This is a genomic window from Aquibium sp. ELW1220, from assembly GCF_030398385.1.
In the GTDB taxonomy this organism is placed as follows: Bacteria; Pseudomonadota; Alphaproteobacteria; order Rhizobiales; family Rhizobiaceae; genus Aquibium.
In genome coordinates this window covers 60,792-85,198 of sequence record NZ_JAOAOQ010000018.1, presented here as the reverse complement: position 1 = coordinate 85,198, position 24,407 = coordinate 60,792, and the positions used below count along the sequence as shown (strand labels likewise).

At 67.0% G+C, this 24,407-nt stretch carries 19 protein-coding genes; 10 read left to right on the top strand and 9 right to left on the bottom strand.

All coding sequences use genetic code 11. The features are described from left to right. Window position 1 precedes the first annotated feature (1 nt). Window positions 2–475 carry a DUF3429 domain-containing protein gene (locus tag N1F91_RS17155; protein ID WP_289994136.1) on the top strand — a complete coding sequence of 158 codons (474 nt, stop codon included), beginning with the start codon at window positions 2–4 and terminating at the stop codon, window positions 473–475. A gap of 2 nt (window positions 476–477) precedes the next feature. On the opposite strand, the gene pdeM is transcribed toward N1F91_RS17155, so the two are convergent. Next, window positions 478–1,185, bottom strand: a complete 708-nt coding sequence (pdeM, locus tag N1F91_RS17150; protein ID WP_289994135.1) for a ligase-associated DNA damage response endonuclease PdeM — start codon at window positions 1,183–1,185, stop codon at window positions 478–480. Further along, entirely contained in the window at window positions 1,182–3,674 is a 2,493-nt protein-coding gene (locus N1F91_RS17145) for a ligase-associated DNA damage response DEXH box helicase (protein ID WP_289994189.1), read from the bottom strand. The genes pdeM and N1F91_RS17145 overlap by 4 nt, the downstream gene beginning before the upstream one ends. Window positions 3,675–3,911: 237 nt before the next feature. Here N1F91_RS17145 and N1F91_RS17140 point away from each other — a divergent pair, with 237 nt between their 5' ends. Next, window positions 3,912–4,394 (top strand): hypothetical protein, encoded by a 483-nt coding sequence (locus N1F91_RS17140; RefSeq protein WP_289994134.1) that lies wholly within the window; start codon window positions 3,912–3,914, stop codon window positions 4,392–4,394. 32 nt (window positions 4,395–4,426) lie between these two features. Here the strand turns inward: N1F91_RS17140 and N1F91_RS17135 are convergent, their stop codons facing one another. Further along, complete coding sequence (locus N1F91_RS17135; RefSeq protein WP_289994133.1) at window positions 4,427–5,476, bottom strand: methyltransferase; 1,050 nt, start codon at window positions 5,474–5,476, stop codon at window positions 4,427–4,429. 353 nt (window positions 5,477–5,829) lie between these two features. On the opposite strand from N1F91_RS17135, the gene N1F91_RS17130 reads away from it, so the two are divergent. The 3 genes from N1F91_RS17130 to N1F91_RS17120 all read left to right on the top strand — a co-directional run bounded on the left by N1F91_RS17130 (window position 5,830) and on the right by N1F91_RS17120 (window position 13,647). Next, window positions 5,830–10,413 (top strand): autotransporter outer membrane beta-barrel domain-containing protein, encoded by a 4,584-nt coding sequence (locus tag N1F91_RS17130; RefSeq protein WP_289994132.1) that lies wholly within the window; start codon window positions 5,830–5,832, stop codon window positions 10,411–10,413. A gap of 115 nt (window positions 10,414–10,528) precedes the next feature. After that, the gene (locus N1F91_RS17125) at window positions 10,529–12,907 is read left to right on the top strand and encodes a glycosyltransferase family 2 protein (RefSeq protein WP_289994131.1); all 2,379 of its coding nucleotides are present in this window, start codon (window positions 10,529–10,531) and stop codon (window positions 12,905–12,907) included. A 74-nt stretch (window positions 12,908–12,981) separates the two neighbouring features. Beyond that, window positions 12,982–13,647 carry a tetratricopeptide repeat protein gene (locus N1F91_RS17120; RefSeq protein ID WP_289994130.1) on the top strand — a complete coding sequence of 222 codons (666 nt, stop codon included), beginning with the start codon at window positions 12,982–12,984 and terminating at the stop codon, window positions 13,645–13,647. A 166-nt stretch (window positions 13,648–13,813) separates the two neighbouring features. On the opposite strand, the gene N1F91_RS17115 is transcribed toward N1F91_RS17120, so the two are convergent. Further along, complete coding sequence (locus N1F91_RS17115) at window positions 13,814–14,812, bottom strand: amidohydrolase family protein (RefSeq protein WP_289994129.1); 999 nt, start codon at window positions 14,810–14,812, stop codon at window positions 13,814–13,816. 88 nt (window positions 14,813–14,900) lie between these two features. Between N1F91_RS17115 and N1F91_RS17110 the strand changes: the two genes are divergently transcribed. After that, entirely contained in the window at window positions 14,901–15,971 is a 1,071-nt protein-coding gene (locus N1F91_RS17110) for an aromatic ring-hydroxylating dioxygenase subunit alpha (protein ID WP_289994128.1), read from the top strand. On the opposite strand, the gene N1F91_RS17105 is transcribed toward N1F91_RS17110, so the two are convergent. Further along, complete coding sequence (locus tag N1F91_RS17105; RefSeq protein WP_289994126.1) at window positions 15,932–16,870, bottom strand: LysR substrate-binding domain-containing protein; 939 nt, start codon at window positions 16,868–16,870, stop codon at window positions 15,932–15,934. The genes N1F91_RS17110 and N1F91_RS17105 overlap by 40 nt on opposite strands. Window positions 16,871–16,965: 95 nt before the next feature. Between N1F91_RS17105 and N1F91_RS17100 the strand changes: the two genes are divergently transcribed. Continuing rightward, on the top strand, window positions 16,966–18,111 hold the full coding sequence (locus N1F91_RS17100) for a hypothetical protein (RefSeq protein WP_289994125.1): 1,146 nt from the start codon (window positions 16,966–16,968) through the stop codon (window positions 18,109–18,111). Here N1F91_RS17100 and N1F91_RS17095 read toward each other — a convergent pair. Genes N1F91_RS17095 through N1F91_RS17085 form a run of 3 tightly spaced genes read right to left on the bottom strand, consistent with a single transcriptional unit; the run spans window position 18,087 to window position 20,288 of the window. Continuing rightward, complete coding sequence (locus N1F91_RS17095) at window positions 18,087–18,824, bottom strand: creatininase family protein (RefSeq protein WP_289994124.1); 738 nt, start codon at window positions 18,822–18,824, stop codon at window positions 18,087–18,089. The two genes, N1F91_RS17100 and N1F91_RS17095, sit on opposite strands and share 25 nt — an antisense overlap. Then, window positions 18,821–19,468 (bottom strand): glutathione S-transferase family protein, encoded by a 648-nt coding sequence (locus tag N1F91_RS17090; RefSeq protein WP_289994122.1) that lies wholly within the window; start codon window positions 19,466–19,468, stop codon window positions 18,821–18,823. Before N1F91_RS17090 ends, N1F91_RS17095 begins: the two co-directional genes overlap by 4 nt. Window positions 19,469–19,511: 43 nt before the next feature. Then, window positions 19,512–20,288: a transporter substrate-binding domain-containing protein gene (locus N1F91_RS17085; RefSeq protein WP_289994121.1), complete on the bottom strand. Its 777-nt coding sequence runs from the start codon at window positions 20,286–20,288 to the stop codon at window positions 19,512–19,514. A 168-nt stretch (window positions 20,289–20,456) separates the two neighbouring features. Here N1F91_RS17085 and N1F91_RS17080 point away from each other — a divergent pair, with 168 nt between their 5' ends. The 3 genes from N1F91_RS17080 (at window position 20,457) to N1F91_RS17070 (ending at window position 23,217) form a co-directional block, all read left to right on the top strand. Next, window positions 20,457–21,185, top strand: coding sequence for an amino acid ABC transporter ATP-binding protein (locus tag N1F91_RS17080; RefSeq protein ID WP_289994188.1), 729 nt, complete (start codon window positions 20,457–20,459; stop codon window positions 21,183–21,185). 11 nt (window positions 21,186–21,196) lie between these two features. Continuing rightward, window positions 21,197–21,934, top strand: a complete 738-nt coding sequence (locus N1F91_RS17075; protein ID WP_289994120.1) for an amino acid ABC transporter permease — start codon at window positions 21,197–21,199, stop codon at window positions 21,932–21,934. Window positions 21,935–22,071: 137 nt separating this feature from the next. Continuing rightward, on the top strand, window positions 22,072–23,217 hold the full coding sequence (locus N1F91_RS17070) for an AI-2E family transporter (protein WP_289994117.1): 1,146 nt from the start codon (window positions 22,072–22,074) through the stop codon (window positions 23,215–23,217). On the opposite strand, the gene pobA is transcribed toward N1F91_RS17070, so the two are convergent. Next, entirely contained in the window at window positions 23,196–24,368 is a 1,173-nt protein-coding gene (gene pobA / locus N1F91_RS17065; RefSeq protein WP_289994115.1) for a 4-hydroxybenzoate 3-monooxygenase, read from the bottom strand. The genes N1F91_RS17070 and pobA overlap by 22 nt on opposite strands. Between the last annotated feature and the right edge of the window lie 39 nt (window positions 24,369–24,407).

Below are 24,407 nucleotides of genomic sequence, written 5' to 3'. Positions count from 1 at the left end.
AATGGACGAAAAGCCCTCGCGACACGCCGGACAGGAAGCGCAGACCGAGCGGACCGCCCGCTTCCTCGCCCTGTTCGGATACGTGCCGATCCTCGTCCTCGTGCTGTGGCTTGTCGGCATCGATGCAGCGGATCCGGCGCGGGAGCCCACGCTGGCGCTGCTCGAAAGCTACTGCGCGATCATCCTGTCCTTCCTCGGCGGCATCCGCTGGGGGCTGGGAATGGTGTTCCGCAACGGCGGCAGCCCGCGCGACCTGATCGCGAGCTGCGTGCCGCCGCTGGTCGGCTGGGCCGCCGTGTACGCGCCCGTACCCTATGCCTTCGCCCTCTTTGCTGTCGCCTTCGCGGCACAGGGCGCCTGGGACAACTTCGCCGCCCATGCCGGGATGGCACCGCGCTGGTACGGCCGGCTGCGGATCCTGCTGACCGTTCTCGTGGTGGCGGCGATGGTTCTGGCCTTCGTGGCCACCGCCTGAGATCAGCCGGGCGACAGCATCTTTCCGGCCACCGGATAGACCCGGTCCGAGCCCAGCATGTAGGCGCGGAAGGCGGCCCAGTCGAACAGCCGGGCGAAGGCGCGGTCCCGCACGTTGAGCGCGCCCGTCAGCGCGCCGAAGGCCGGCATGATCAGTCGGCGGCCATCGGTCGCGAAACAGGGCCGCCGCACCGAGCGCCCGCGCCGCACGATGCGCGCGCCGGGATGCAAATGCCCCGCGACCTCGCCGTCGCAGGCGCGCGCTGCCGGTTCATGACGAAACAGCAGACTGCCCACCGCGATCTCGCGCACGGTCCGGCCGTGCAGCCCCGCAGGCGGCTCCGGATCGTGGTTGCCGACGATCCAGAACCAGTCGCGATCCTGCATGATTTCGCTCAGCCGGTCGCGGAACGGCTCCGGCATGTCGCGCGCACCGGTCACGTCGTGGAATGAATCGCCGAGGCTGATGACGGCCGACGGCTTCCACGCCTCCACCACGACCGCCAGTCGGGCGAGCGTCGCGGCGGTATCGTAAGGCGGCATCATGACGCCGCGCCGCGCAAAGGCCGCGCCCTTCTCCAGGTGCAGGTCGGAAACCACGAGCAGCCCGTGCGCCGGCAGGAACAGCGCGCCGGCGGGATCGCAGACGGCCTCCTCGCCCGCGACGCAGACGACGGCCGATCCGCCTTCGATGCGCGCTGCGATCGTCATTCGGCCCGTCCGGTCATCTGTCCCCGCGCTTCCTCGATCAGGTCGTCTGCCGCCTCGGCCAGCAGCGTGTCGCTCGCCTCGCCATTCACCGATTCCTTGCCGATCTCCAGCATGATCGGGACGGCCAGCGGCGAGATCCGGTCGAGGTCCTTATGCATGATTCGACCCTTGATCCGCGACAGCATATCCGACAGCCGCGCCACGTCGAGCAACCCCGTCGCGGCATCGGCCCGCGTGGCCTGCATCAGGATGTGGTCGGGCTCGTGGCTGCGCAGCACGTCGTAGATCAGGTCGGCCGAAACCGTCACCTGCCGGCCGGTCTTCTCCTGTCCCGGATGACGCTTCTCGATCAGTCCGGCGATCACGGCGCAGTTGCGGAAGGTGCGCTTCAGGAGCCAGCTCTCGGCCAACCACGCATCGAGGTCGTCGCCCAGCATGTCCTCGTCGAAGAGCTGCGCCAGCGGTGCCTCGCCGGATTTCGCCATGCCTCCCATGTCGGAGAGGCCCCATATCGCCAGCGCATAATCGCTGGCCACGAAACCGAGCGGGCGCGCGCCAGCCCGCTCCAGCCGGCGCGTGAGCAGCATGCCGAGCGTCTGGTGCGCCAGCCGGCCCTCGAAGGGATAGGCCACCATGTAGAAGCGCTGCCCGCGCGGGAAGGTCTCGACCAGCAGCTGGTCGCGTTTCGGCAGGGCCGACACGTCGCGCTGCAGCCGGAGCCAGTCCGACACCTGGTCGGGCAGCGCCTGCCACCGGGCCGGGTCGGCCAGCATCGCCCGCACCTGGTCGGCGAGATAGGTCGAAAGCGGAAACTTGCCGCCTGCATAGGAGGGAACCATGGCGTCGACGCCGGTGGCGTTCGACACGAAGGCCTCGCTCTCGCGAATGCCCTCGAAGCGCAGCACCCGGCCGGAGAACATGAAGGTGTCGCCGGGAGCGAGCGTCTCCAGGAAGTACTCCTCGACCTTGCCCAGCACCGGGCCGCCGCGCCCGGCCGAGCCGCGGCCCGACCGGACGTAGCGCACGTTGAGCATCGGCGCCTCGATGATCGTGCCGACGTTGAGCCGGTACTGCTGCGCCACCCGCGGATGGCTGACGCGCCAGAGCCCCTCCTTCGTCTGGCGGATACGGGCATAGCGCTCGTAGGTTCGCAGCGCGTAGCCGCCGGTGGCCACGAACTGGACGATACGGTCGAAGCTGTCGCGGTCGAGCGCGGCATAGGGCGCGGCGGAGCGCACTTCGTCGAAGAGGGCGTCCGCCGAGAAAGGCGCGGCGCAGGCGCAGCCGAGCACGTGCTGGGCCAGCACGTCGAGCGCGCCGTCGAGCAGCGGCGGCGTGTCCTGCGCGCCGAGATAGTTGGCCTCGATCGCGGCACGGCACTCCAGCACCTCGAAGCGGTTGGCCGGCACCAGGATCGCCTTCGAAGGCTCGTCCATGCGATGGTTGGAGCGGCCGATGCGCTGGGCGAGCCGGCTCGCCCCCTTCGGCGCGCCGACATGCACGACGAGATCCACGTCGCCCCAGTCGATGCCGAGGTCGAGCGTCGAGGTCGCGACGATGGCCCGCAAGGCGTTGTTCTCCATCGCCTTCTCCACCTTGCGGCGCTGTGCGACGTCGAGCGAGCCATGATGCAGGGCGATCGGCAGATTGTCCTCGTTGATGCGCCAGAGCTCCTGGAACAGCAACTCGGCCTGGCTGCGCGTGTTGACGAAGAGCAGCGTCGTCCGGTGTCGGCGGATCTCCTCGTAAACCTCGGGCATCGCGTGGCGTGCCGAGTGGCCGGCCCACGGCACCCGCTCGCGCGACTCGAGGATCGTGATCTGCGGTTTGGCGCCACCCGCCACCGTGATCAGTTCGGCCATCGCGCCGGCCCCGTCCTGCGGCACCAGCCAGCGGCGCAACGCGTCGGGTTCGGCGACCGTGGCCGAGAGACCGACCGTCTGCAGCCGCGGCACCAGCGCGCGCAGCCGCGCCAGCCCCAGCGCCAGCAGGTGCCCGCGCTTGGAGGTGACCAGCGAGTGCAGTTCGTCGAGTACGACGTAGCGCAGACCCGAGAAAAACCGCGCGGCATCGCTCGAGGCGATCAGCAGCGCCAGTTGCTCGGGCGTGGTGAGCAGGATGTCGGGAGGCGACAGCTTCTGGCGCTGGCGCTTGTGCGCAGGCGTGTCGCCGGTGCGCGTCTCCATCGTCACCGGCAGCCCGATGCCTTCGACGGGCTTGGTCAGGTTGCGCTCGATGTCGACGGCCAGCGCCTTCAGCGGCGAGATGTAGAGCGTGTGCACGCCCCGGTGCGCCTGGCCCGGTCGCCGTCTGCCGCGCTCGGCGAGGTCGACCAGCGACGGCAGGAACCCTGCCAGCGTCTTCCCGGCGCCGGTCGGCGCGATCAGCAGCACCGACGCCCCCCCCTGGGCGCGGGCGAGCAGGTCGAGCTGATGCGCCCGCGGCGCCCAGCCTCGCTCGGCAAACCAGCGCAGGAAGGGTTCGGGCAGACGCGCGGCGGCGGTCTCTTGCGGGGCGGCGGCGGTCTCTTGCGGGAAAGCGGGCTGTTCTGTCACGACGACAGAACTAAAGCAGAACAGGGTTTGAGGGAAGGGTGATCGCGGTGGTGCGCAGATGGCTTGCGACGGACGATGATCAACAGGTCTTTGCGGCATTCCTCTTGTAGACGCTCCAGGGCGCGTACATGGTGATCGGCACCGGCCTTGACGGTGGCTTGCGGGAATTCCATGAATAATTACAAATTGTTGCGCCCGATCGTCTTGAGTTTCGGGCTTTCGGCCGCGGGATGCGCGGGCACCCATACGGTGCGGACCTCCGCAGACACTGCAATCGTCCAGGCAAGCGCCGAAGCCGCTTGCGGAAGCACGGGAGCAGCGCGTGTGGCTCAGCGCCAGGCTGCGATAGAAACGATCAAGGCAGGCTATGATCGATACGTGATCTTCGATGCGGCTGCCGCGAACAACGTTCAACTGTCGCAACTTCCGGGAAGCTACAACACCAGCAGCACCGTCACCGGGAATTTCATCACGACGACCACCACCTATCAGCCCGGCGCGATGATCTCGACCGGGAACTACGACCAGTCGTTCGCCATCAAGATGTTCAAGGAGGGCGATCCAAATGCTTCGTCCGCACTGTCAGCGCGGGAGATTCTCGGACCGAAATGGCCGGAACTGATCAAGTCCGGCTCTGTTACGACCTGCTTGTAGAGCGTGGTCGCAGCACTTGCCGGTGGTCACCCTCAGTTCGGCAGTACGGGCCTGTCGTCGTCAGGCTGAACGGTTTCCTCCGCGGGCACCGGCGAATGGGCGTCCCCCCTCTCCTTCCGCGCCACCACGATCAGCCCCTCGATGGGCTCGCCCCGGTCCATGCGGATCGGGTGTGCGTCGAGCGAGAGGATGGTGAAGCCGGCGCTTGCAAGGAGGTCGCGAAGGGGCGCTTCCGAATGGGCATAGCGGCGCGACGGGCGCAGGACCAGCGGCTCGGGGCCATCGTGGCGCTCGACTGAAAAAGCGAACAGCCCGCCCTGCGCCAGCATCGTCGCGATGGTGGCCACGATGCGGTCCAGCGCGCCCATGTAGAGGAACACGTCGGCCGCGACCACGAGATCCGCGGGCACGCCGGAGCGAGCGCCCGGCCCCGTTGCGGAAGCCGCCGCCGCTTCGCCAGGCGAACCGGCGTCGAAGGCGTCCGGATCGAAGGTCTGCAGGTCCTGCCGCGACAAACGGTCGTAGATGCGCTTGGCTTCGGCTTTCTTCAGCATGCCGCCCGAGATGTCGACGCCGTCGAGGAAGCTCGCGCACCGGCGCAGACGCTCTCCCATCAGCCCGGTGCCGCAGCCGAGATCCAGCACATGCGCGAAACGGGTCGCGCCGGCTGCCGACAGTGCCTCCGCGATCAGATCCGGCACGCGATAGGCGAGGCGCTCCACCAGAGCCTTGTCGAAGCGGTCGGCATACTGGTCGAAAAGCGTCTCGACGAAAGCGCTCGGCGGCGCATCGATGGCATGCGCGGCCCCCAGGAGCCCGAGCTTGAGGCTGGCACCCAGGCGATCGGCCGGATCAAGCCGCAGCGCCTCGGCGAAGGCTTCGGCCGCCGCCGCCCGCTCGCCCGCAGTCTCGCGCATTTCACCCAGCCGGAACCAACCTGCCGCCCATGCCGGCACGAGACCGAGCGTATCCGCCAGCAGCCCTGCCGCCGCCGCAGCGTCGCCATCGGCGAGCAGCATTTCGGCATATTCGGCACGGCGATCCGCGACCAGATCGCCCGAAGAGAATTGCAACGATGTCATGAAGGCTGTTCCGGCACCCGCGCGCCGCGGGCGACGGCTTATCGAACAACCGGCCGCGGCTTGCAAGACGTCCGGGAAGCCGATTCCGCGGCGCCCCCCGCTGCTGCCGTCGGGAACTGTTGCAAGGTGGCCACAACCGGGAAATTTCGGGCAGGAACGGCAATGTGCGCTGTCCGTTCAAACGGGCGTCCGGTACCTATCAAAAGAGAGCTCCGGGCGCGCATGATTCTGCACGCTCATTCCATACCGTGACGAGGCAGAAAATCGATATGATTGACCGAGTTAAGCAAGACGGCGGCCCCCTCCTCACCTCCGGCCTCTCCCGCGGGAGGACGGCAACAAGGCGCAATTCGTTGCTCGGCGGTGCAGCTCTCGGCCTTGTCTTCCTGGCACTCGGCGCACCCGGGGATGCCTATGCCGCCTGCTCGATCAATGGAACCATCCAGACCTGCACCGGGCTCCTCGGTGACGGTGTCGTGGCGACCAGCCCGATCGAGACGCTTCTGATCAACAACGTCACCGGCAAGGTCTGGCCGGACAATGCCGGCGTCAATGCGATCGACTTCCAGTCCACCGGCCCCATCACCATCATCAGCGACACCGGCAAGTTCGACACCATCGCCGTCGATGCCGACGGCATCTATGCCGACACCACGGGCGGCTCGATCACGATTTCCCATGACGGCGACATCGTGTCGGATGGCGGCTACGGCGTTCGCACGATCTCGCTCGGCGGCACCTCTATCATCGTCGACGGCGACATCGAGAGCACCCTCGGCGGCATCAGCGCGCGCAACGACGACGCGGGCTCGGATCTCCATATCTACCACGAGGGCAGCATCGTGGCCTCGTCGGGACCCGGCATCGATGCCCTGTCTTCGAGCACTGCGGTCAACGTCTACAACTACGGCGACATCGAATCCGGCGGCGACGGCATCAGCGCCGTCGCGACGTCGTTCGACAATGTCTACGTCAGCCAGTCCGGCGACATCGATGCAGGCGGTCGCGGCATCTTCGCGAGCGCAGCGCACGGGACCGTGACGGTGAACAGCTCGGGCGACTTCACCTCGGCCGGCACCGGCATCCACCTCCTCTCGTCGTCTTCCGACGCAACCGCCACGCACTACGGCGACGTGACGTCCACCAATGGCTACGGCATCATGGTCGAGGCGCCGGACGGCGGCGCCAACCTGACGGGCGCCGGCGCCATCTCGGCCTATGAGGACGGCATCTTCGTCCAGTCCACCGGCAACAACGAGTCCGCCACGGTCATCTGGACCGGCGACGTGACCTCCCAGATCGGCAAGGGCGTCTATGCCTATGCCGCCAATGGCTTCGTCACCGTCGAGACGGCGGGCGACATCTCCTCCTACGGCGACGCCATCTTTGCGATGACCGACAGCTTCGACGGCGCGACGGTCGAGCACACGGGCAACCTCACCTCCGCCGACGGTAACGGCGTCTATGCCTACGCCGCCGGTGGCGCGGTCATGGTCACCGTCGAGAACAGCGTCATCGACGTTGCCGGCTACGGCATTCTCGCGCAGACCAAGGGCTCCGCCAGCGACGACGACGTCACCGTCGAATTCGACGGCACCATCGCCGGCAGCTGGATCGGCATCCAGGCCGAAGCGACCGCGGGCGCCGTGCTCGTCACGAGCAACGGCGATATCACTGCCTGGGATCACGGCATCTGGGCCGCCAACACCGGCTCGGAAAGCGTGACGGTGAACCAGACCGGTAACATCAGCGCCGATTCCGGCCATGCCATCTACGCCTACACGCCGAACGGCGCGGTGACGGTCACCGCGTCCGGCGACCTGTTCCAGTCCGGCGGAACGACCATCTATGCCGAGAACAAGAACAACGCTTCGGTCATCGTCGGAGTGACGGGCGACATCCAGTCCGGCGGCGACGGCATCACTGCGCTGTCGGCACAGGGCGTCGTGACCGTGACCATGCGCGGCGACATCGACGCCAACACAAACGGCATCTTCGCTCAGAGCAAGGCCTCGTCGACCGTAACGGTGGACACGATCGGCGACATCGATGCCGGCGGCGACGCGATCTTCGCCAATTCCTCGCAGGGCGTCGTCGACGTCGACTCGATCGGCGACCTCATGGCCGGTGGCTATGGCATCTACGCGGTCAACCTCGGCAACAACGTCGTGACGGTGAACAGCACCGGCGACATCGATGCCGGCAACCGCGGCATCTACGCCCAGTCGGCGACCGGCACCGTCACCGTCGTCACCACAGGCAACGTGACGTCCGATTCCGACGCGATCTTCGCCCAGAACGAGGGTTCGTCCACGGTCACTGTCACCAGCATCGGCGATCTCTCTGCCGGGACCAACGGCGACGGCATCTTCGCCTACTCCGCGACCGGCGTCGTGACGGTGACCAGCACCGGCGACATGACCGCCGACAGCGACGGCATCTTTGCCCGCTCGACGGGCGCCAGCACTGTGTCGGTCACCAGCTTCGGCGACATCTCGACCGACGACGGCTACGGCATCTACGGCTATTCCGCCACGGGCGCCGTCACGATCATGTCCACCGGCACCATCTGGTCGGGCGATCACGGCATCTATGCGCTGAACCTCGGCGATGGCACCGTCAGCGTCACGCAGTCCGGCGATATCTATGCGGACGGTAGCGGCATTCGCGCGACGTCGACGAGCGCCATCATCTCGGTCAACAACACGGGCAACATCCAGGCTGGCGGCGACGGCATCTATGCGCTGACCAACGGATACAATGGCGTCGGCATCGTCAATGTCGGCTACATCGACGCGGACGGTTACGGCATCTTCGGCCATTCGGATGCCGGCTCCGTCACCATCAACAACACCGGCGACATCTGGTCGGGCAGCGACGGTATCCGAGCGACGACGCTGAGCACCGAACTCGTCACCGTGACACAGGTCGGCGACATCAACGCCAGCGGCTACGGCGTCTACGTCAACGCGCTTGCCGGCAATGCCGACATCAACACGACCGGCGACATCACCTCGGTCAACCACGGCATCTACGCCCTGACCAATGGCGACACCCTGATCGACATCGACCACGATGGCGACATCACCTCCACCACCGGCTATGGCATCGCCGCGACGTCGATCGCCAATGGCACGATCGACGTCTCGGTGGACGGCGGCACGATTTCGGGCGCGCTCGACGGCATTCGCGTGACGAGCTATGGCGCGATGACGGTTACGGTCGGCGAGGACGCAAGCGTGACCGGCACGACTGGCAATGCCGCCGTCCGCTTCGTCGACGGTCTCGACCTCCAGCTGACCAACTACGGTTCGATCTCCAACACCGGCGGCATCAACCAGTATGCGGTCGTTTCGGCCCAGAACGACACAACCGTCGACAACTTCGGCACGATCAGCGGCAACGTGCTCCTCGGCCCCTGGAACAACGTCTTCAACAACTATGAAGGCGGCCTGTTCGACATGGGCGGCACAGTCAACATCGCGTCGGGCACCCTCACCAACTGGGGCACGCTGTCGCCGGGCGGCGACGACAACGTCTTCACGTCGGCGCTGACCGGCATCCTGGTCAACGATGCGACCGGCACGCTGCTGTTCGACGTCGACATGGACAACGACACCGCCGACCGCATCACCGTCTCCGACACCGCCTCGGTGGACGGCGACCTGCAGCTGAACTTCGTCAGCGCCGACAACGACACGCCCGAGACCTACACCATCATCACCACGGTGAACGGCGTCACCCAGCAGTCGCTGACGATCACCAACCCCTTCGTGCTCGCCAGCGTCAACACGGTGAACAGCGGCAACGACGTCCAGCTGTCGATCGACGGCTTCGACTTCTCGCCGGCCGGCATGGGCGACAATGCAAGCTCGATCGGCAACGCCATCCAGGCCAGCATCGAGGGCCCCGGCGGGCTCGAGCCGCTCGCGGTCGCGCTGCTCAACCTCGGCTCGGTCGAGGAAGGCGAGAACGCGCTCAACCAGCTCTCGCCCAACATCTACGTCGCCGACCAGATCGCCGCCGTGCAGGACATCGACACCTTCTCGGACGCGATGCTGAGCTGCCGCATGGCCGGCGGCGAGAACGCCTTCGCCGCCGAGGGCGAATGCGCCTGGGGACGCGCCGTCTACAGCGAGTACGACCTCGAGGCCACCAATGGCGACCTGACCGGCTTCAACACCCGCTCCACCGAGATCATGGGCGGCGTGCAGATGGCCATCGACGGCACGCCCTGGCGGATCGGCGGCTCCATCGGCTACCGCTCGTCCGACCGCGACGGTGACGGCGGCGCATCGAGCGAGGGCGACAGCTTCTCGGCCGGTGCGGTCGTCAAGTACGCGCCCGGGCCGCTGCTGCTGGCAGCGTCGCTGTCGGCATCGCACGGCAGCTACGACACGCTGCGGCCCATCGCCTTCGGCAACTTCACCGACCTCCTGTCGGGCGAGACCGACGTGACCACCGTCAGCGGCCGCCTGCGCGCCGCCTACACCATGCAGACCGGCGGCTTCTACCTGCGCCCGATGGTCGACGCCTCGGTGACCTACGTGAAGACCGGCGCCTTCACCGAAAGCGGCGGCATCGCCTCGGTCAGCACCGACGGCGTCGACAACACCGTCCTGGCGCTGATGCCGGCGGTCGAGATCGGCGGTCAGGTCGAACTCGGCGGGGATATCCTGCTGCGCCCCTACCTGCGCGGCGGCGTCGGCCTCTACACCGGCAACGACTACGCGCTGACCGGCGTCTTCAACGCCGACGGCAACGCCGCCACGGCCTTCACCATCGGCACGTCCTCCGAAGACGTCCTGTGGACCGTCTCGGCCGGCGTCGACATCCTGAAGGGCGACATGGGCACCCTGCAGATCTTCTACGAGGGCGCCTTCGGCCAGGACACCACGATCAACGCAGGCGGCGCGAAGTTCAGCGTCAACTTCTGATCGGGGAACCGGAACGGCGATCATCATGACGGTAGACATTCGGGGTAACGTCATGGACGCTGGAACGACGGCACAAGCGACTGCACCCGTGTCCAATGGGACGGAAACCCTTGGCGTGGGGAGGATCAAGTGGCCTTCCAGGATACTGGGCCGCCTCAGGGCGGCCTGGATTGCGCTTCGCGATGCAGTCGCATCCTGGATCGCCGAGCAGCGCCGCACGATCGGATCGACCGGCATCAAGCTCGCCATCGCCAGTTCGATCGCCATGTTCGCGGGTTTCGCCGCCTACCATTTCGGCACCCTGCGCATGACCGGGTCCGACATCATCTTCTACTATGCGATGCTGGTCATGCTGCTCTATTGCAGCCTCGCCTACCAGTTCAACCGCTTCGGCGCGTCCCGGCGCCGTGAAGAGCTTCAGCATCTGTCCGCCGCGGAGATCCCCTGGCGGGCCGAAGCGGAAGCGCCCTCCGTCTCGATCCTGATCCCGACCTATCGCGAGGAGCGACGGGTGCTGATCGCGACGGTGCTGTCGGCGGCGCTCGCCGAATACGCCAATCGGCGGGTCGTCGTACTGGTCGACGATTCCCCGGCGGACAAGACCGGACTGAAATCCACGCTGTCGGCGATTGCCGAGGTGTCCGGCTGGCTGCGCGAGCAGGGCGATCGCCGCCGCGCCGAGCACGCCGCATGGCTTGCCCGCAAGACGGCCGGTACCTTCGATCCGGCGGGCGAAGCGCGACGCCTCGCCGACGGATACCGGGATACCGTGAACTGGCTGAACGGGCTCGCCGTTCGCCTGGAGGCCGAGACATCCGACGACTTCCTGCATGTCGACGGCTTCGTGGTCGAGCGGATCGTCCGTGACGTCGCCGCACGCTATCGCGGCCGCGCCGAGAGGTTGGCCGCAGCGGATCTGACGCTCGCCGATGCGGATGCAGAGCATGCCCGCCTGGCCCTGCTTGTCTGCGACGACGTTACGCATTTTCAGCGCAAGAGCTTCGCCAACCTGTCGCACGCCCCCAACAAGGCGATGAACCTCAACGCCTATATCGGCCTGATGGGCGGCCGGTACGTCCGGGTCCACCGCAACGGTATGACCAGCCTCGAGCCGGCAATCGGGTCCGAGATCGACGTCGACGTGCCACGGCCCGATTACGTGCTGACGCTCGACGCCGACAGCGTGATCCTGAATCAGTATGTCGCCACGCTCGTCGACATACTGGAAGCCGATCCGCGCGCTGGCGTCGCCCAGACCCCCTACCTCACCTTCCCGAACGGCGACGCGCCCGTCGAGCGCATTGCAGGCGCAACCACCGACATCCAGTACCTCGTCCACCAGGGCTCCAGCTGGTTCGATGCCGCCTTCTGGGTCGGGGCCAATGCCCTGATCCGCTTCTCCGCACTGGAGGCCATTGCCAAGACGCGCGTCGACGACGGCAAGACGGTCAGGATCTTCATCCAGGACAAGACCGTCATCGAGGACACCGGCTCGACCATCGACCTGCTGCAGCAGGGATGGCGCGTGCAGAATCACTTCGTGCCACTGGCCTACAGCGCCACCCCGGCCGACTTCGGTGCACTCGCCATCCAGCGCAAGCGCTGGGCCAATGGCGGCCTGATCATCCTGCCGGATCTGGTGCGGCAATACCTGCGCTCGCCGGACCGACTGAACCGCTTCCCGGAACTCGTGCTGCGGACGCACTACCTGCTGTCGCCCGTGGTCGGCAACGTCGCGGTGTTCATGCTGATGATCTGGGCGGGCGCGGAAGCGCGCGGCATCCTGTGGACGCCGGTGATCATGCTGCCCTATTTCGCGCTCTACATGCTCGACCTGCGCCGCCTGGGCTACAAGGCAGGCGACCTGTTCGGCGTCTGCGCCCTCAACCTCATGCTGCTCCCCGTCAATTTCGCCGGTATCCTGGCGTCCATCCTGCAGATGGTCACCGGGCGCAAGGGAAGCTTCGTCCGCACGCCCAAGGTCTCGAAGCGGACCTACGTTCCGCCTTACGCGCTGCTGTTCAACCTCGGCGTCCTCATGCTGATGCTCGCCTATGCGACCAAGGCGGTCATGTACGGCGAATATTCCGGGGCCGTGATCCCGATCGTCAACATCCTGCTCTACAGCTACGGCCTCATCCGCTTCGTCGGCATTCTGGACAGCCTTGGCGACATGTTCCCGTCGCTGCGGCGCCTGGCGCTCGCCGTCACCGGGGCGCTCGGCCGGTTCGGAAACCTTGTCGCACCTGTCTTCGCACCGTTCGGCAACCGCTATGTCGCCGTGCCGGGCCTCACCGTCGCGCTGATTCTCGCGACCCCGAACCCGTCCGGCTCTCGCATCGCCACGGATCAGCCGTCCACTCCCGTGCGCGTCACGATCGCCGCGCCGCAGATGATCGTGCCGCTCGTCTATCCGGCATTCGACGGGGGCGTGATCGTCGACAAGGCGGCAGCGCCCAGGAACGTGCAAATGGTCAAGCCGTCGGCACACTGACCTAGTCGGCGGAGCAACCGGATGTTATACTCGCTTCATCCCGGTCTGGGACCAATGAACAGGACTTCTATCGCATGAAGCGCAGACGGATTCGCATCATCGACGTGCTGCTGCTGAGTGTGCTCACGGCCTGCACCATCGACGCGGCCACCAAGATGGACGACGACAGCAGCCTCGCTGCGCGGCAGGCGTTCCAGGCCGGCGACACGCTGATGAAGCAGGGCGGAGCGAAGAACGAGGCGCTGGCGGCCCGCTACTACAAGCGCGCCGCCGACATGGGCAGCCACTGGGGCCAGTACAAGTACGGCACCATGCTGCTGGATGGAAAAGGCGTCGCCCAGAACGTTCCGGCCGCCGCGGAGGCCTTCGCCAAGGCTGCGGAAGAGAACAATGGCTGGGCGCAGTACCAGCTGGGCGTGCTCTACATGGACGGCAATGGCGTGCCGAAGGATACCGCGCGCGGTGCAGCCCTGCTCGCCAAGGCGGCCGATCAGAACATCGGCTGGGCCCAGTATCGCGTCGGCGAGATGTATGCCACGGGAACGGATGTCCCGCAGGATCTGGTCAAGGCCCGAGCCTATCTCGAAAAGGCGGCAGCCCAGGACATATCCTACGCGCAGTTCGCGCTCGCAAACCTGATCATCGACAAGGAACCGCAGCGTGCGAAGACGCTGCTGCAGGAAGCTGCGGCCGCCGGAAACCAGCTCGCCGTCAAGCGGCTGGCACAACTCACCAGCTGACCGGGGCGGCGCGCCGCCCGATTGTGTCCGTTTCTCTCGTCCCTTGACTACGCCGCCCTCTGCCCATGGCGGCCATGAACGCGCGTCCGGGCGGCGCTGTCGCCCCTCCCCTCCCCGGACCGCCGCCCTTGCGCGGTCCTGCGAAGCGCTGCTGTCGACCAACGCCTCAGACGAAGGCGTCCTGGCGCTCGAGCAGCGCCTGCGCTGTGCGCCAGGCAATCTGTTCCTTTGCGCCATCGGAGATCGCCGCCGCCCGGATCGCATCCAGCGGGCTGTCGTGGAAGATCGGGTAGTCCGATCCGGCCATGATGCGGTCGGCGCCGTAGAGCTTGACCGCCACCTCCAGCGCGCGCGGCCCGAGCGAGGCCGCGTCGTACCAGATCCGCTTCAGCCTTGCGGTCGGGAACGGGCGGTCGCCGTTGCGATGCCGGCCGATGCTTTCCATTCGTTCGACTATGAAGGGGAGCGTACCGCCGAGATTGATCGCCTGGAAGGCGATCTCGGGGAAGGTGTCGAGGAGGTCCGACAGGATCAATGTCAGCACGACCTGCGAGGCCTGCGCCTGCAGTGCCACCGCCGAGGTGCGGTACTGCGGATGGTCGGCCGCGAGCACCGGCGGCGCCTCGCCCACCATCAGCCCCGGATGCAGCATCAGCAGCGCCCCGGTCTCGTTCGCCCCCTTCAGCACCGGCTCGAGCGCACGCGCCTCCGCGATGGTGTTGAAGTAGTTCGACGGAAGGATCGCGCCCGGCAGGCGCAACTCGCGGCGCACCCGGACGAGTTCGCGCGCGGCCTCATCCATGTCGGCCAGCGGCAGGCCGGCGAGCGCTGTGAGGCGGCCGCCCGTCTGCGCCCGCAGCGCAGCCATGTGGTCGTTGAACCCGCGAATGGCGGGAAGCGATTCGGCAAGCGGCAGCACGTCGGCACACAGCGCACCGGGAAAGGTCAGCATGCGCTGCGTCACCCCCTGCCCCACCATCTCGGCGAGCCCAAGCGCTGAATCGTGATGCGACCGGGTGAACGGAAACTCGCCGTTCATGGCAAGCATCACCGGGCCGTCGATCGTCTCGCGCAGGCACGGGCGCGTGGTGCGGCCGGCCAGCATCTCGGCAAGGCCTCCGCCGTAGAAATGGGCGTGCATGTCGATGCAGCGCGAGAGGTCCATTCCGCCGTACTCCGATCCGAAAGCCGTACTTCAGTTTCACTAAAGCCCATGCTAATGTCGGCGGCAAGTCGCGCAACCGGAGAATCCGATGCAGTCTTCAGCCTTCATCCGCAACACGTGGTATGTCGCCGGCCGCAGCGAGGATTTCGGTCGCGATCTGAAGCCGATGACACTGCTCGGCGAGGCGATGGTGTTCTTCCGAAGGCTCGACGGCACGGTGGCGGCGCTGGAAGATGCCTGTCCCCACCGCAAGCTCCCTTTGTCGAAAGGCGCGCTGAAGGGCGACACGGTCGTCTGCGGCTATCACGGCCTGACCTTCGACGGGTCGGGACGGTGCGTGGCGGCGCCGACGCAGGAGCACATGATCCCGAAACGGGCGCGCGTCGCCTCCTGGCCGGTGATCGAGCGCTACGGCTTCGTCTGGATCTGGCCCGGCGACCCGGCGCTGGCCGCCGATTCGGCCCTCGTCGACATCCCGCACTTCGACGACCCGTCCTGGGGCCGCACCGCGCGAGGCGCGCTCTCCATCGCCTGCAACTATCTCTGGGTCACCGACAATCTGCTCGACCCCTCGCATGTCGCCTGGGTGCACGTCACCTCCTTTGCCGGCGCGGGATCGGACACGCTGCCGTTGGAAATGACGGAGGACGACGATGGCGTGATCGTCTACCGTTGGATACACGACAAGCCGGCGCCGCCCTATTATGCGCCATTCCTCGCCTTCGCCGACAATTGCGACCGCAAGCAGCACTACGAGATGCGGCTTCCTGCGATCGCTCTCAACATGTCGGTCTATGCTCCCGGCGGGTCCGGCGCGTCGGGCAACGACATCCCCGAAGGGTCCTTCGTCAACGTCTCCTACAATTTCATCACACCGGTGGACGAGGATAATTCGCTCTATTTCTGGTTCCAGCACCGCAACCAGCGGGCTGACGACACCGTCATGTCGGAGCGCATGTTCGCTGGCGCCACCATGGCGTTCAACGAGGACAAGGACGTTCTGGAATCCGTCCACAGCGGCATGAAGAACCCGCGCACGCCCAGCATCAATCTCGGGCTCGACGCGGGCGCGCTGCGCTTCCGCCGCAAGGTCGAGCGCCGCATCGCCGCCGAAGCGGCTCAGGATGCGGCGAGCGAGGCGTCGGTGATGGCCGGCTGACGCGCGACCTCCTGATGCAGCCAGTCGCGAAACACCTGGATCCGTTCGGTCCGCAGGGCTCCTGCCGGACAGACGAACCAGTAGGAGAACTGCGACGGCACGAGTTCGGGAAAAGGCCTCACCAGCCGTCCGTCGGTCAGCGCGTCGATCACCAGCGGCTCGCGCCCGAGCGCCACGCCATAGCCGTTGATCGCCGCCTGCACCACCATGTTGGACTGGCCGAAGCGGCGGGCCCGCTGCGGCTTGGGAAGCACCCGGCCGGTCTCTTCGACCCAGTACTGCCATGTCGGCGGACGGCCGCCGATGTCGGCGATCTCGTCGTAGAGCAGCGTGTGGTGCGCCAGGTCCTCGACCGCCCGGATCGGCGGCCCCTTTTCGAGAAGCTTCGGCGCGCAGACCGGAAAGACGCGCTCCGTCAGCAGCGGCTCGACGTGAAGGCCCGGATAGCTGCCAAGCCCGTAGCGGATCGCGATGTCGACCTCGTCGTCGGCAAAATTGGCGAGCGACCCCGACGTGAGAATCGAAACTGGAAAATCGGGCCAGCGCTGGTCGAACTCGATCAGGCGCGGGATGAGCCAGATGAAGGCGAAGCCCGGCAGGCAGGAAATGCCGATGGTCAGGCTTTCGCCGGGCTGCACGCGCAGCGCATTGCAGGCCTGCGCGACCTGCCCGAAACCCTCCGCCACCGCGGCTGCGAGCTTCAGCCCGTCGTCGTTGGCCGTGGCGCGCCCGCCGCCGCGGATCACCAGCCGGCGGCCGAGCCAGTCTTCCAGCGTCCGCACGTGCTGGCTCACGGCGCTCTGCGTGACGCCGAGTTCCTCCGCCGCGCGACCGAAGCCCTGCAGCCGCACGACCGATTCGAAGGTTCGCAGCGCTGCGAAAGGAAGATTCGCCTTCATATAAGTGCTGCTAATGAAGCGCCTGTTCGAAGTCAATTCGGCGGGCGACGGCTTTCCCGCCGGGAGCGGTGCCTGATGCCCGGAGGAGGCTGCCCGTGACGCCGGAATGCGAGACGAACCCTTCCGTGCTAGCGGGCGCACGAAACCTGCTGGCCCAGTGCGCGGGGATGCGGGCCGGCGAAACGCTGCTGGTGCTGCACGAGGACCCGTCGCTCGGCTACTACGGACCGGGAATGGCGGAGGCGGTGCTCGAGGCGGCAGCGGCAATGGGCATTCGCGCAGAGACCCGGGAAATTCCCTTTGATCCGGACGTCAACGCCCCGCCCGCCGAGCTTCGGCAGGCGATGCTGGCGGCGGACCGGACGCTGTTTCTCGCCCGCATGGGCGACCAGTTGCGCTTCAATGCCGAACTGGCCACGGTCAGGCCGATCGTCTGCTACGCGCTCGACCGCGCCATGCTGGGCTCGGCCTTCGGCCGCGCGCCCTATCGCGCCTTCGTCGAACTGAAGGCCTGCGTCGACGCGGCACTGGCCCGCGCCTCGACCATCCGCGTGACCTGCCCGCTCGGCACCGACTTCTCCGGCCCGGGCGTGGCATTCCCGGCTGCGGCCGGCGATGTCACGGTCGCACGCTTTCCGATGTCCGTCTTCACGCCCGCGCCGGCTGCGGGCTATCGCGGCCGCGTGGCGCAGGCGGGCTTCCTCGTCGGCACCGGTTCGAAATACTACCAGCCCTACGGCGCCGCGCTGCGCGACGTCCTGTTCATCAGCTTCGAGGGCAACCGGATCATCGGCTTTGAAGGCGATGCCGCCGATGTCGAGACGGCGCGGCGGCACTACGCCTTCGTGGCCGAGCGGTTCGGCATCGAGCGCGACTTCGTTCATTCCTGGCATGCCGGCATTCATCCGGGCTGTGCCTTTGCCGGCCTCGCCGGCGACAGCCTCGAGCGCTGGAGCGGCGCGGCCTTCGGCAACCCGCGCCTGCTGCATTTTCACACCTGCGGCGACTATGCGCCGGGCGAGATCTGCTGGAACGTCGTCGACCCCACGGTACGCGTCGACGGGGTGGCGGTCTGGGACAACGGACGGCTGCATCCCGAACGCGTCGACGGCGGCAGCGACATTCTCGCTGCCTATCCGGAGGTCGCCGCGGCCTTCGCGGATCCCGCGCAGGCGATCGGCCTCTCGGCCAGCGGGCGGCTGTCGGCGGAAGCGGGTCAGGAGCCCGCGAAGCTTCGATAGTCGTCCGCGACCGCATTCGCCGCAGCCTCGATCAGCGCTGCGCCCTGCTCGGGCGTCGCGAGCGCCGAATGCGAGCCGACGCGGCCGTCCGGGAAATCGCGACGATGCTCGTCGGGTGGCCCGTGCCGGTCGCCTGCATGAGCGCGGACATAGTCGGCCGAAAGGGCGCGCGGCGGCGTCAACGCCTCCGCAGGGACGGGCGGCTGCCGGTGCGCCGCCATGGTGATCGCCACCTCCGAGGGCGTCGCGTGCATGCCCTCCCAGTCGCCATACCAGGCGCGCCGAAGCACGTTGACCGGCTCGAAGTCCCACCAGCTCTTCAGCCGGATGCGCAGGCCGGGCCGCGCCGCGATGACCTCGCGCAGCGGCGCCAGATTGGCGCCGTGGCCGTTGAGCAGATAGACATGGGGAAAGCCCTGCGCGGCAAGCCCGTCGATCACTTCTCCGGCCAGCGCTGCAAACAGCGGGACGGAAATCGAGATCGTGCCGGGAAATGCCGTGTTGAAAGGCGCGGGGGTCAGCGCCAGCGTCGGTGCCACGAGGGCGCCGCAGCGCTCCGCCGCCCGTTCGGCGATCGTCGTGGCGCAGAGCGCGTCCGTGCCGATCAGCCCCATCGGCCCGTGCTGTTCGGTGGAACCGACCGGCAGGACGATGCCGCCCGACGCCGCCAGATGGGCGTCGACCTCCGGCCAGGTCATCAGGTCGAGCCTCATGCCGGCGAACCCGCGGTCTTCGCGACCCAGCCCTGCAGGACCGGCCTGTACGCCCCGAGCTCCGCCGCCACAGCCGGCTCGGCCTCGATGCGCGCGCGAAAGGCGAGGACCGCCGCAGGCCACGCGACCGAAAGCGCCAGCGGCGGCGTCAGCGCATCGATCCAGGCGAAGGTGATCGGGAAGCCGCAATCGCCGAGACCGAAGGCGAGCTCCGGTCCGGTCTCCAGCATGCGGCTCAACTGTCCGAGTTTTTCCGACAGGATGGCAGACTGGCGTTCGTTGAGAGCGGCATCGCGCCTGTCGGGCGCAATGGAACCCAACAGCGCCCGCAGGGCGGGCTCCAGCCGCGTGTCGTGGAAACGCCCGCGCTCGCGCATCTTCGCCCGGTCCGCCGGGTTGCGCGGAAGCATCGGCGGCGCCGGATACCGCTCCTCGAGATATTCCGCGATCGCCTCGCCGTCCGCGAGCAGCAGATCGCCGTCGAGCATGGCCGGCAGGTTGCCGGACGGCACGACCTGCCTGTAGGCAGCCGAGCCGTAGCCGCCGGGCGGCGGCAGTTCGCGCCATTCGAGGTTCTTGTGCCGCAGCAGGATGCGCAGCTTGGCGCAGTAGAGGCTGGGTGGGATGGCGTAAATCGTCAGCATGGACGAGAGGCGGAGCGCCTTGGGCGCTCCGCGGCACCCCTGGTTAGTTCTGCAACTGCCATTTCGTTGCCAGCTGGTCGAAGAAGCCGGCTTCCTTCTTCAGCGTGATCCAGGTGTTGATGTAGTTGATCCACACCTGGTCGTCCTGCTTCATCAGCATGGCGACCGGCGTGCGGGCGCGCGGCGCCGAGACCGGCACGATCATCAGCTCGGGATACTGGGCGACGAGCTTGTAGGCCTCGACGTTGGAGGTGATGTGCGCCTGGGCGCGGCCGGCCAGCACTTCCTGGAAATCGCGCGCGGGGGCTTCGACGATCTTGTACTGGGCGTTGGGGAAGAACTCCTTGACCTGCTTTTCCTGAGTGGTGCCGAGCGTCGCCGCCACGGTCACGTCGGCCTTGTCGAGATCGGCCCAGTCCTTGAAGCGGTCGGCGTCCTTCTTGTTGATCAGCGGCACGGTGGCGAGCGAAAAGTAGCTCATCGAATAGCCCGCCGCCTTGGCGCGCGCCGGCGACATCGAGGCCGATCCGGTGATGTGGTAGGTGCCCGCCGATACGCCGGAGACGAGCGTCTTCCAGTCGGTCGGCACGAACTCGACGGTGACGCCGAGATCGGTCGCGAGCTGGTTCATCACGTCGATGTCGTAGCCGGTATAACCGTTTGTGGCGACGTCCTTCATGGTCATCGGATTCCAGTCGCCGGTGGTGCCGACCTTCAGCACGCCGCCGTTCAGGATGTCGTTCAGCGCCGACTGCGCCAGTGCGGGGACGGACGACAGCGCCAGCGCCGCGGTCAGGACAAGCGATTTCAGCATGCTCATTGGGAACCTCCAACCTTCGATCGGCCGTGACCGTGGGACGCTTGATCCTTGTCCGAAATCAGTTGCTATGCAAGCGAAACTTATGCCTAAATCTGTGGCAGGACGGATCGCCGCCCCACGCGTATCGGCAGGAAAAGGATCGAAGCTGCGGTGAAAGACGACGAGCCCATCATCCTTTTCGACAGTGTCTTCAAGTCGTTCGGCGACTTCCAGGTATTGAAGGGCATCTCCCTGGCGATCGCTCCCGGCGAGCGCGTCGTCATCTGCGGCCCGTCCGGCTCCGGAAAATCCACCCTGATCCGCTGCATCAACGGCCTGGAAACCTACGACCGGGGGCGCATCCGGGTCGCCGGCCTTGCGCTCGGAACCGACGAGGCGAGCCGGCGCGCGGTGCGCGGCAAGGCCGGCATGGTGTTCCAGCAGTTCAACCTGTTCCCGCATCTGACGGTGCTCGAAAACCTGATGCTCGGGCCGATGCGCGCCCGCGGCATGAACCGCGCCGCGGCCGAGGAGATCGCGCGGCGCTATCTCGCCCGCGTGCGCATTCCCGAACAGGCCGACAAGTATCCGCGCCAGCTGTCGGGCGGCCAGCAGCAGCGCGTGGCGATCGCCCGCTCGCTTTGCATGGAGCCCGGCATCATGCTGTTCGACGAGCCCACCTCGGCGCTCGACCCCGAGATGATCAACGAGGTGCTCGACGTGATGGCCGAACTCGCCGGCACGGGCATGACCATGCTCTGCGTCACGCACGAAATGGGCTTTGCGCGGCGCGTCGCCGACCGCATCATGTTCATGGACCACGGCGAGATCGTCGAGACCGCGCCGCCCGAGCGCTTCTTCTCGGCGCCGGAGAGCCAGCGCTGCCGTGACTTCCTGCAGAAGATCCTGAACCATTGAGGGCCCCGACCATGCGCAAGGCTCTCATCCTGTTCGCCGTCGCACTGGCGCTCACAGGCTGTTCCGGCAGCTGGGGCTGGTACGTCGTCAACCCGACCACGCCCAACGGCTACAACAATGTCCGCTTTCTCCTGAGCGGCCTCCAGTACACGATCTTGCTGTCGGCCACCGCGATCTCGATCTCGATCGTGGCGGGCCTGCTGGTCGCCCTGCCCGGCCTCTCGAACAACCGCGCCCTGCGCTGGGCGAGCCGCGTCTATGTCGAACTCGTCCGGGCGGTGCCGATCCTGGTGCTGGTGCTCTGGGTCTATTACGGCCTGCCGCAGATCACTGGCCTGACCATCGGCGTGTTCTGGGCCGGCGTCATCGCGCTGGCGCTCTCCGACAGCGCCTTCCAGGCAGAGATCTTCCGCGCCGGCATCCAGTCCATCGCGCGCGGCCAGTACGAGGCGGCCTATTCCATCTCGCTCAACTACCGGGACACGATGCGCTACGTGATCCTGCCGCAGGCGATCCGGCGAATCCTGCCTGCGATCGGCAACCAGATCGTCTACATGCTGAAGATGTCCTCCCTGGTCTCGGTCATCGGCATGCAGGAACTCACCCGCAAGGCCAACGAACTCGTCGTCACCGAGTACCGGCCGCTGGAGATCTACACCTTCCTGGTGCTCGAATACCTCGTGCTGATCCTGATCGTCTCGGCCGGCGTGCGCTGGCTGGAAAGGCGCATGCGCACCGACGAGCGCTGACGGCGGGCCGCCGCAGCCCGCCGGCCGGGTTGGCCGGAGGCCTGCAAAAGATCCTGCGCGCCCCGCAGGATTTTCTCCTGTCGCGAACGCGCCACTGGCGTAAGGTCGCGGCCGGACCGGCGAGTGAGGTGGCGGCGATGCGGACGATCGAGGACCAGGCGTTCCTGTGGCTTCTGCTCGCCACGTCGCTCGCCTTCGGACTGGTCGTCTCGCCCTACTACGGCGCCGTGCTGTGGGGCGTCATCGCGGCTATCCTGTTCCTGCCGGTCCATCGGCGACTGACGCTGATCCTGCGCGGCCGACAAGGGCTGGCGGCCGTCACCACCGTCGTCCTCACCGTCCTGCTCGTCATCCTGCCGCTGATGGTCGTCGCATCCTCGCTCGCCGTCGAGGCAGCAGGGCTCTACGCCAACATCCAGTCCGGCCAGCTCGACCTCGAGCAGTTCGTGCGAAAGGTGGTCGAGGGCGCCCCGGCCTGGCTGACGGATCTGTTCAACACCTTCGACCTGACCAACCTGGCGGCCGTCCGCGACGGGTTGTCCCGCTTCCTGCAGGCGCTCGTCGCGCGCGCCCTCCTCGTCGGGCAGAGCACCTTCGAGTTCATCGTCAGCCTGGGCGTCATGCTCTACCTGCTGTTCTTCCTGCTGCGCGACGGCGCCGGCCTGACCTGCAGGATCAAGACGGCGATCCCGCTCCGCGCGCGCCAGCGGGATGCCCTCCTCGAGCGTTTCACGATCGTCGCCCAGGCGATCATCCGGGGCTCTCTCCTCGTGGCCGCGGTACAGGGCGCGCTGGGAGGCCTGATCTTCTGGATACTCGGCATCCACGCGCCCGTACTCTGGGCGGTGATGATGGCATTCCTGTCGCTGCTGCCAGCGGTCGGGTCCGCCATCGTCTGGTTCCCGGTCGCGGTCTATCTGCTCTTGTCCGGATCTGTCTGGGAAGGCCTGGTGCTGATCCTGTTCGGGATGCTGGTGATCGGTCTCGTCGACAATCTCCTGCGGCCGTTCCTGATCGGCAAGTCGACGAGCATCCCCGACTACGTCGTGCTGATCTCGACGCTCGGCGGCATCTCCGTCTTCGGGCTGAACGGCTTCGTCGTCGGCCCGATGGTCGCCGCCATGTTCATCGCCGTCTGGGACATCTTCGCGGCCACGCGCGGCAGCCTGGAGCCGGACCAGCTGCCGCTTGCCGCGCACCTGCCCGAGACGGCTCCGTCACAGGCAGGCGCGGTCGAGGCCTCGGGCCCGTCGCAGGCCCGTCAGAACGGCAACCCCACATAGTTCTCGGCCAGCGAGCCGAGCGCCTTCTCGGACGAGAAGAGGTACTGCAGCTCGGTTTCCTGCAGTTTCCGGTCGTAGGAGATGCCGTCGGGAAACGTGTGCAGCATCATGGTCATCCACCAGCTGAAGCGCTGCGCCTTCCAGACGCGCGCGAGCGCCTTCGCCGAGTAGCCTTCCAGGCCGGCGTCGTCGCCCTTCTGATAGTGGTCGACCAGCGCATGGTAGAGATAGTAGATATCCGAGGCGGCGCTGTTCAGCCCCCGCGCGCCGGTGGGCGGCACGATGTGGGCGGCGTCGCCGGCCAGGAACAGGTTGCCGTAGCGCATCGGCTCGGCCACGAAGCTGCGCAGCGGCGCGATCGACTTCTCGATCGAGGGGCCTGTTTCCAGCCGCGCGGCGACCTCTTCGGGGAGGCGCTTCTTCAGCTCCGCCCAGAACGCCTCGTCGGACCAGTCCTCGACGGTGTCGGTCAAGGGCACCTGGATGTAGTAGCGGCTCAGGACCTGGCTGCGCAGCGAACACAGCGCGAAGCCGCGTTCGTGCCGGGCGTAGATCAGCTCGGGCGACACGGGCTTGGTCCGCGACAGGACGCCCAGCCAGCCGATCGGATAGAGCCGCTCGTGTTCCCGCAGGACATCGGCGGGGATCGTCTTGCGGCTGACGCCATGGAAGCCGTCGGCGCCGATGACATAGTCGCAGTCGATCCGCACGACCTCGTCCCCGTCGCGATAAGTCACGAAGGGCGCGGCCGACGTGACGTCGTTGATCTTCACGTCCTCGACATTGTGGATGACCTTGCCGCCCATCCGGTCGCGCGCCTCGTAGAGATCGCGCGTCAGCTCGGTCTGGCCATAGACCATGACCGACGACCCGCCCGAATGCTCGTGCAGGTCGATCCGGTCGAGCTTGCCGTCATGGGCAATGAAGAAGCCTTCGTGAATCTCGCCCTCGCGGTCCATCCGCTCGCCGCACTGCGCCTCGCGCATCAGTTCAGCGAAGCCGTGTTCCAGCACGCCGGCGCGGATGCGGCCGAGCACGTATTCGCGGCTCTGGCGCTCGAGCACGATCGTGTCGATGCCCTTGAGGTGCAGAAGCTGGGAGAGCATGAGCCCAGACGGGCCACCTCCGATGATGCAGATCTGGGTCTTCATGGCGGTTCCTCCCGCGGGACGGACGTTGTTTGGGTGAAA

Bases quoted from the DNA above. Each gene is read 5' to 3' on its own strand.
- N1F91_RS17155 (WP_289994136.1), top strand. From the start codon at position 2: ATGGACGAAAAGCCCTCGCGACACGCCGGACAGGAAGCGCAGACCGAG.
- pdeM (WP_289994135.1), bottom strand. From the start codon at position 1,185: ATGACGATCGCAGCGCGCATCGAAGGCGGATCGGCCGTCGTCTGCGTC.
- N1F91_RS17140 (WP_289994134.1), top strand. From the start codon at position 3,912: ATGAATAATTACAAATTGTTGCGCCCGATCGTCTTGAGTTTCGGGCTT.
- N1F91_RS17135 (WP_289994133.1), bottom strand. From the start codon at position 5,476: ATGACATCGTTGCAATTCTCTTCGGGCGATCTGGTCGCGGATCGCCGT.
- N1F91_RS17120 (WP_289994130.1), top strand. From the start codon at position 12,982: ATGAAGCGCAGACGGATTCGCATCATCGACGTGCTGCTGCTGAGTGTG.
- N1F91_RS17115 (WP_289994129.1), bottom strand. From the start codon at position 14,812: ATGGACCTCTCGCGCTGCATCGACATGCACGCCCATTTCTACGGCGGA.
- N1F91_RS17110 (WP_289994128.1), top strand. From the start codon at position 14,901: ATGCAGTCTTCAGCCTTCATCCGCAACACGTGGTATGTCGCCGGCCGC.
- N1F91_RS17105 (WP_289994126.1), bottom strand. From the start codon at position 16,870: ATGAAGGCGAATCTTCCTTTCGCAGCGCTGCGAACCTTCGAATCGGTC.
- N1F91_RS17095 (WP_289994124.1), bottom strand. From the start codon at position 18,824: ATGAGGCTCGACCTGATGACCTGGCCGGAGGTCGACGCCCATCTGGCG.
- N1F91_RS17090 (WP_289994122.1), bottom strand. From the start codon at position 19,468: ATGCTGACGATTTACGCCATCCCACCCAGCCTCTACTGCGCCAAGCTG.
- N1F91_RS17085 (WP_289994121.1), bottom strand. From the start codon at position 20,288: ATGAGCATGCTGAAATCGCTTGTCCTGACCGCGGCGCTGGCGCTGTCG.
- N1F91_RS17075 (WP_289994120.1), top strand. From the start codon at position 21,197: ATGCGCAAGGCTCTCATCCTGTTCGCCGTCGCACTGGCGCTCACAGGC.
- N1F91_RS17070 (WP_289994117.1), top strand. From the start codon at position 22,072: ATGCGGACGATCGAGGACCAGGCGTTCCTGTGGCTTCTGCTCGCCACG.
- pobA (WP_289994115.1), bottom strand. From the start codon at position 24,368: ATGAAGACCCAGATCTGCATCATCGGAGGTGGCCCGTCTGGGCTCATG.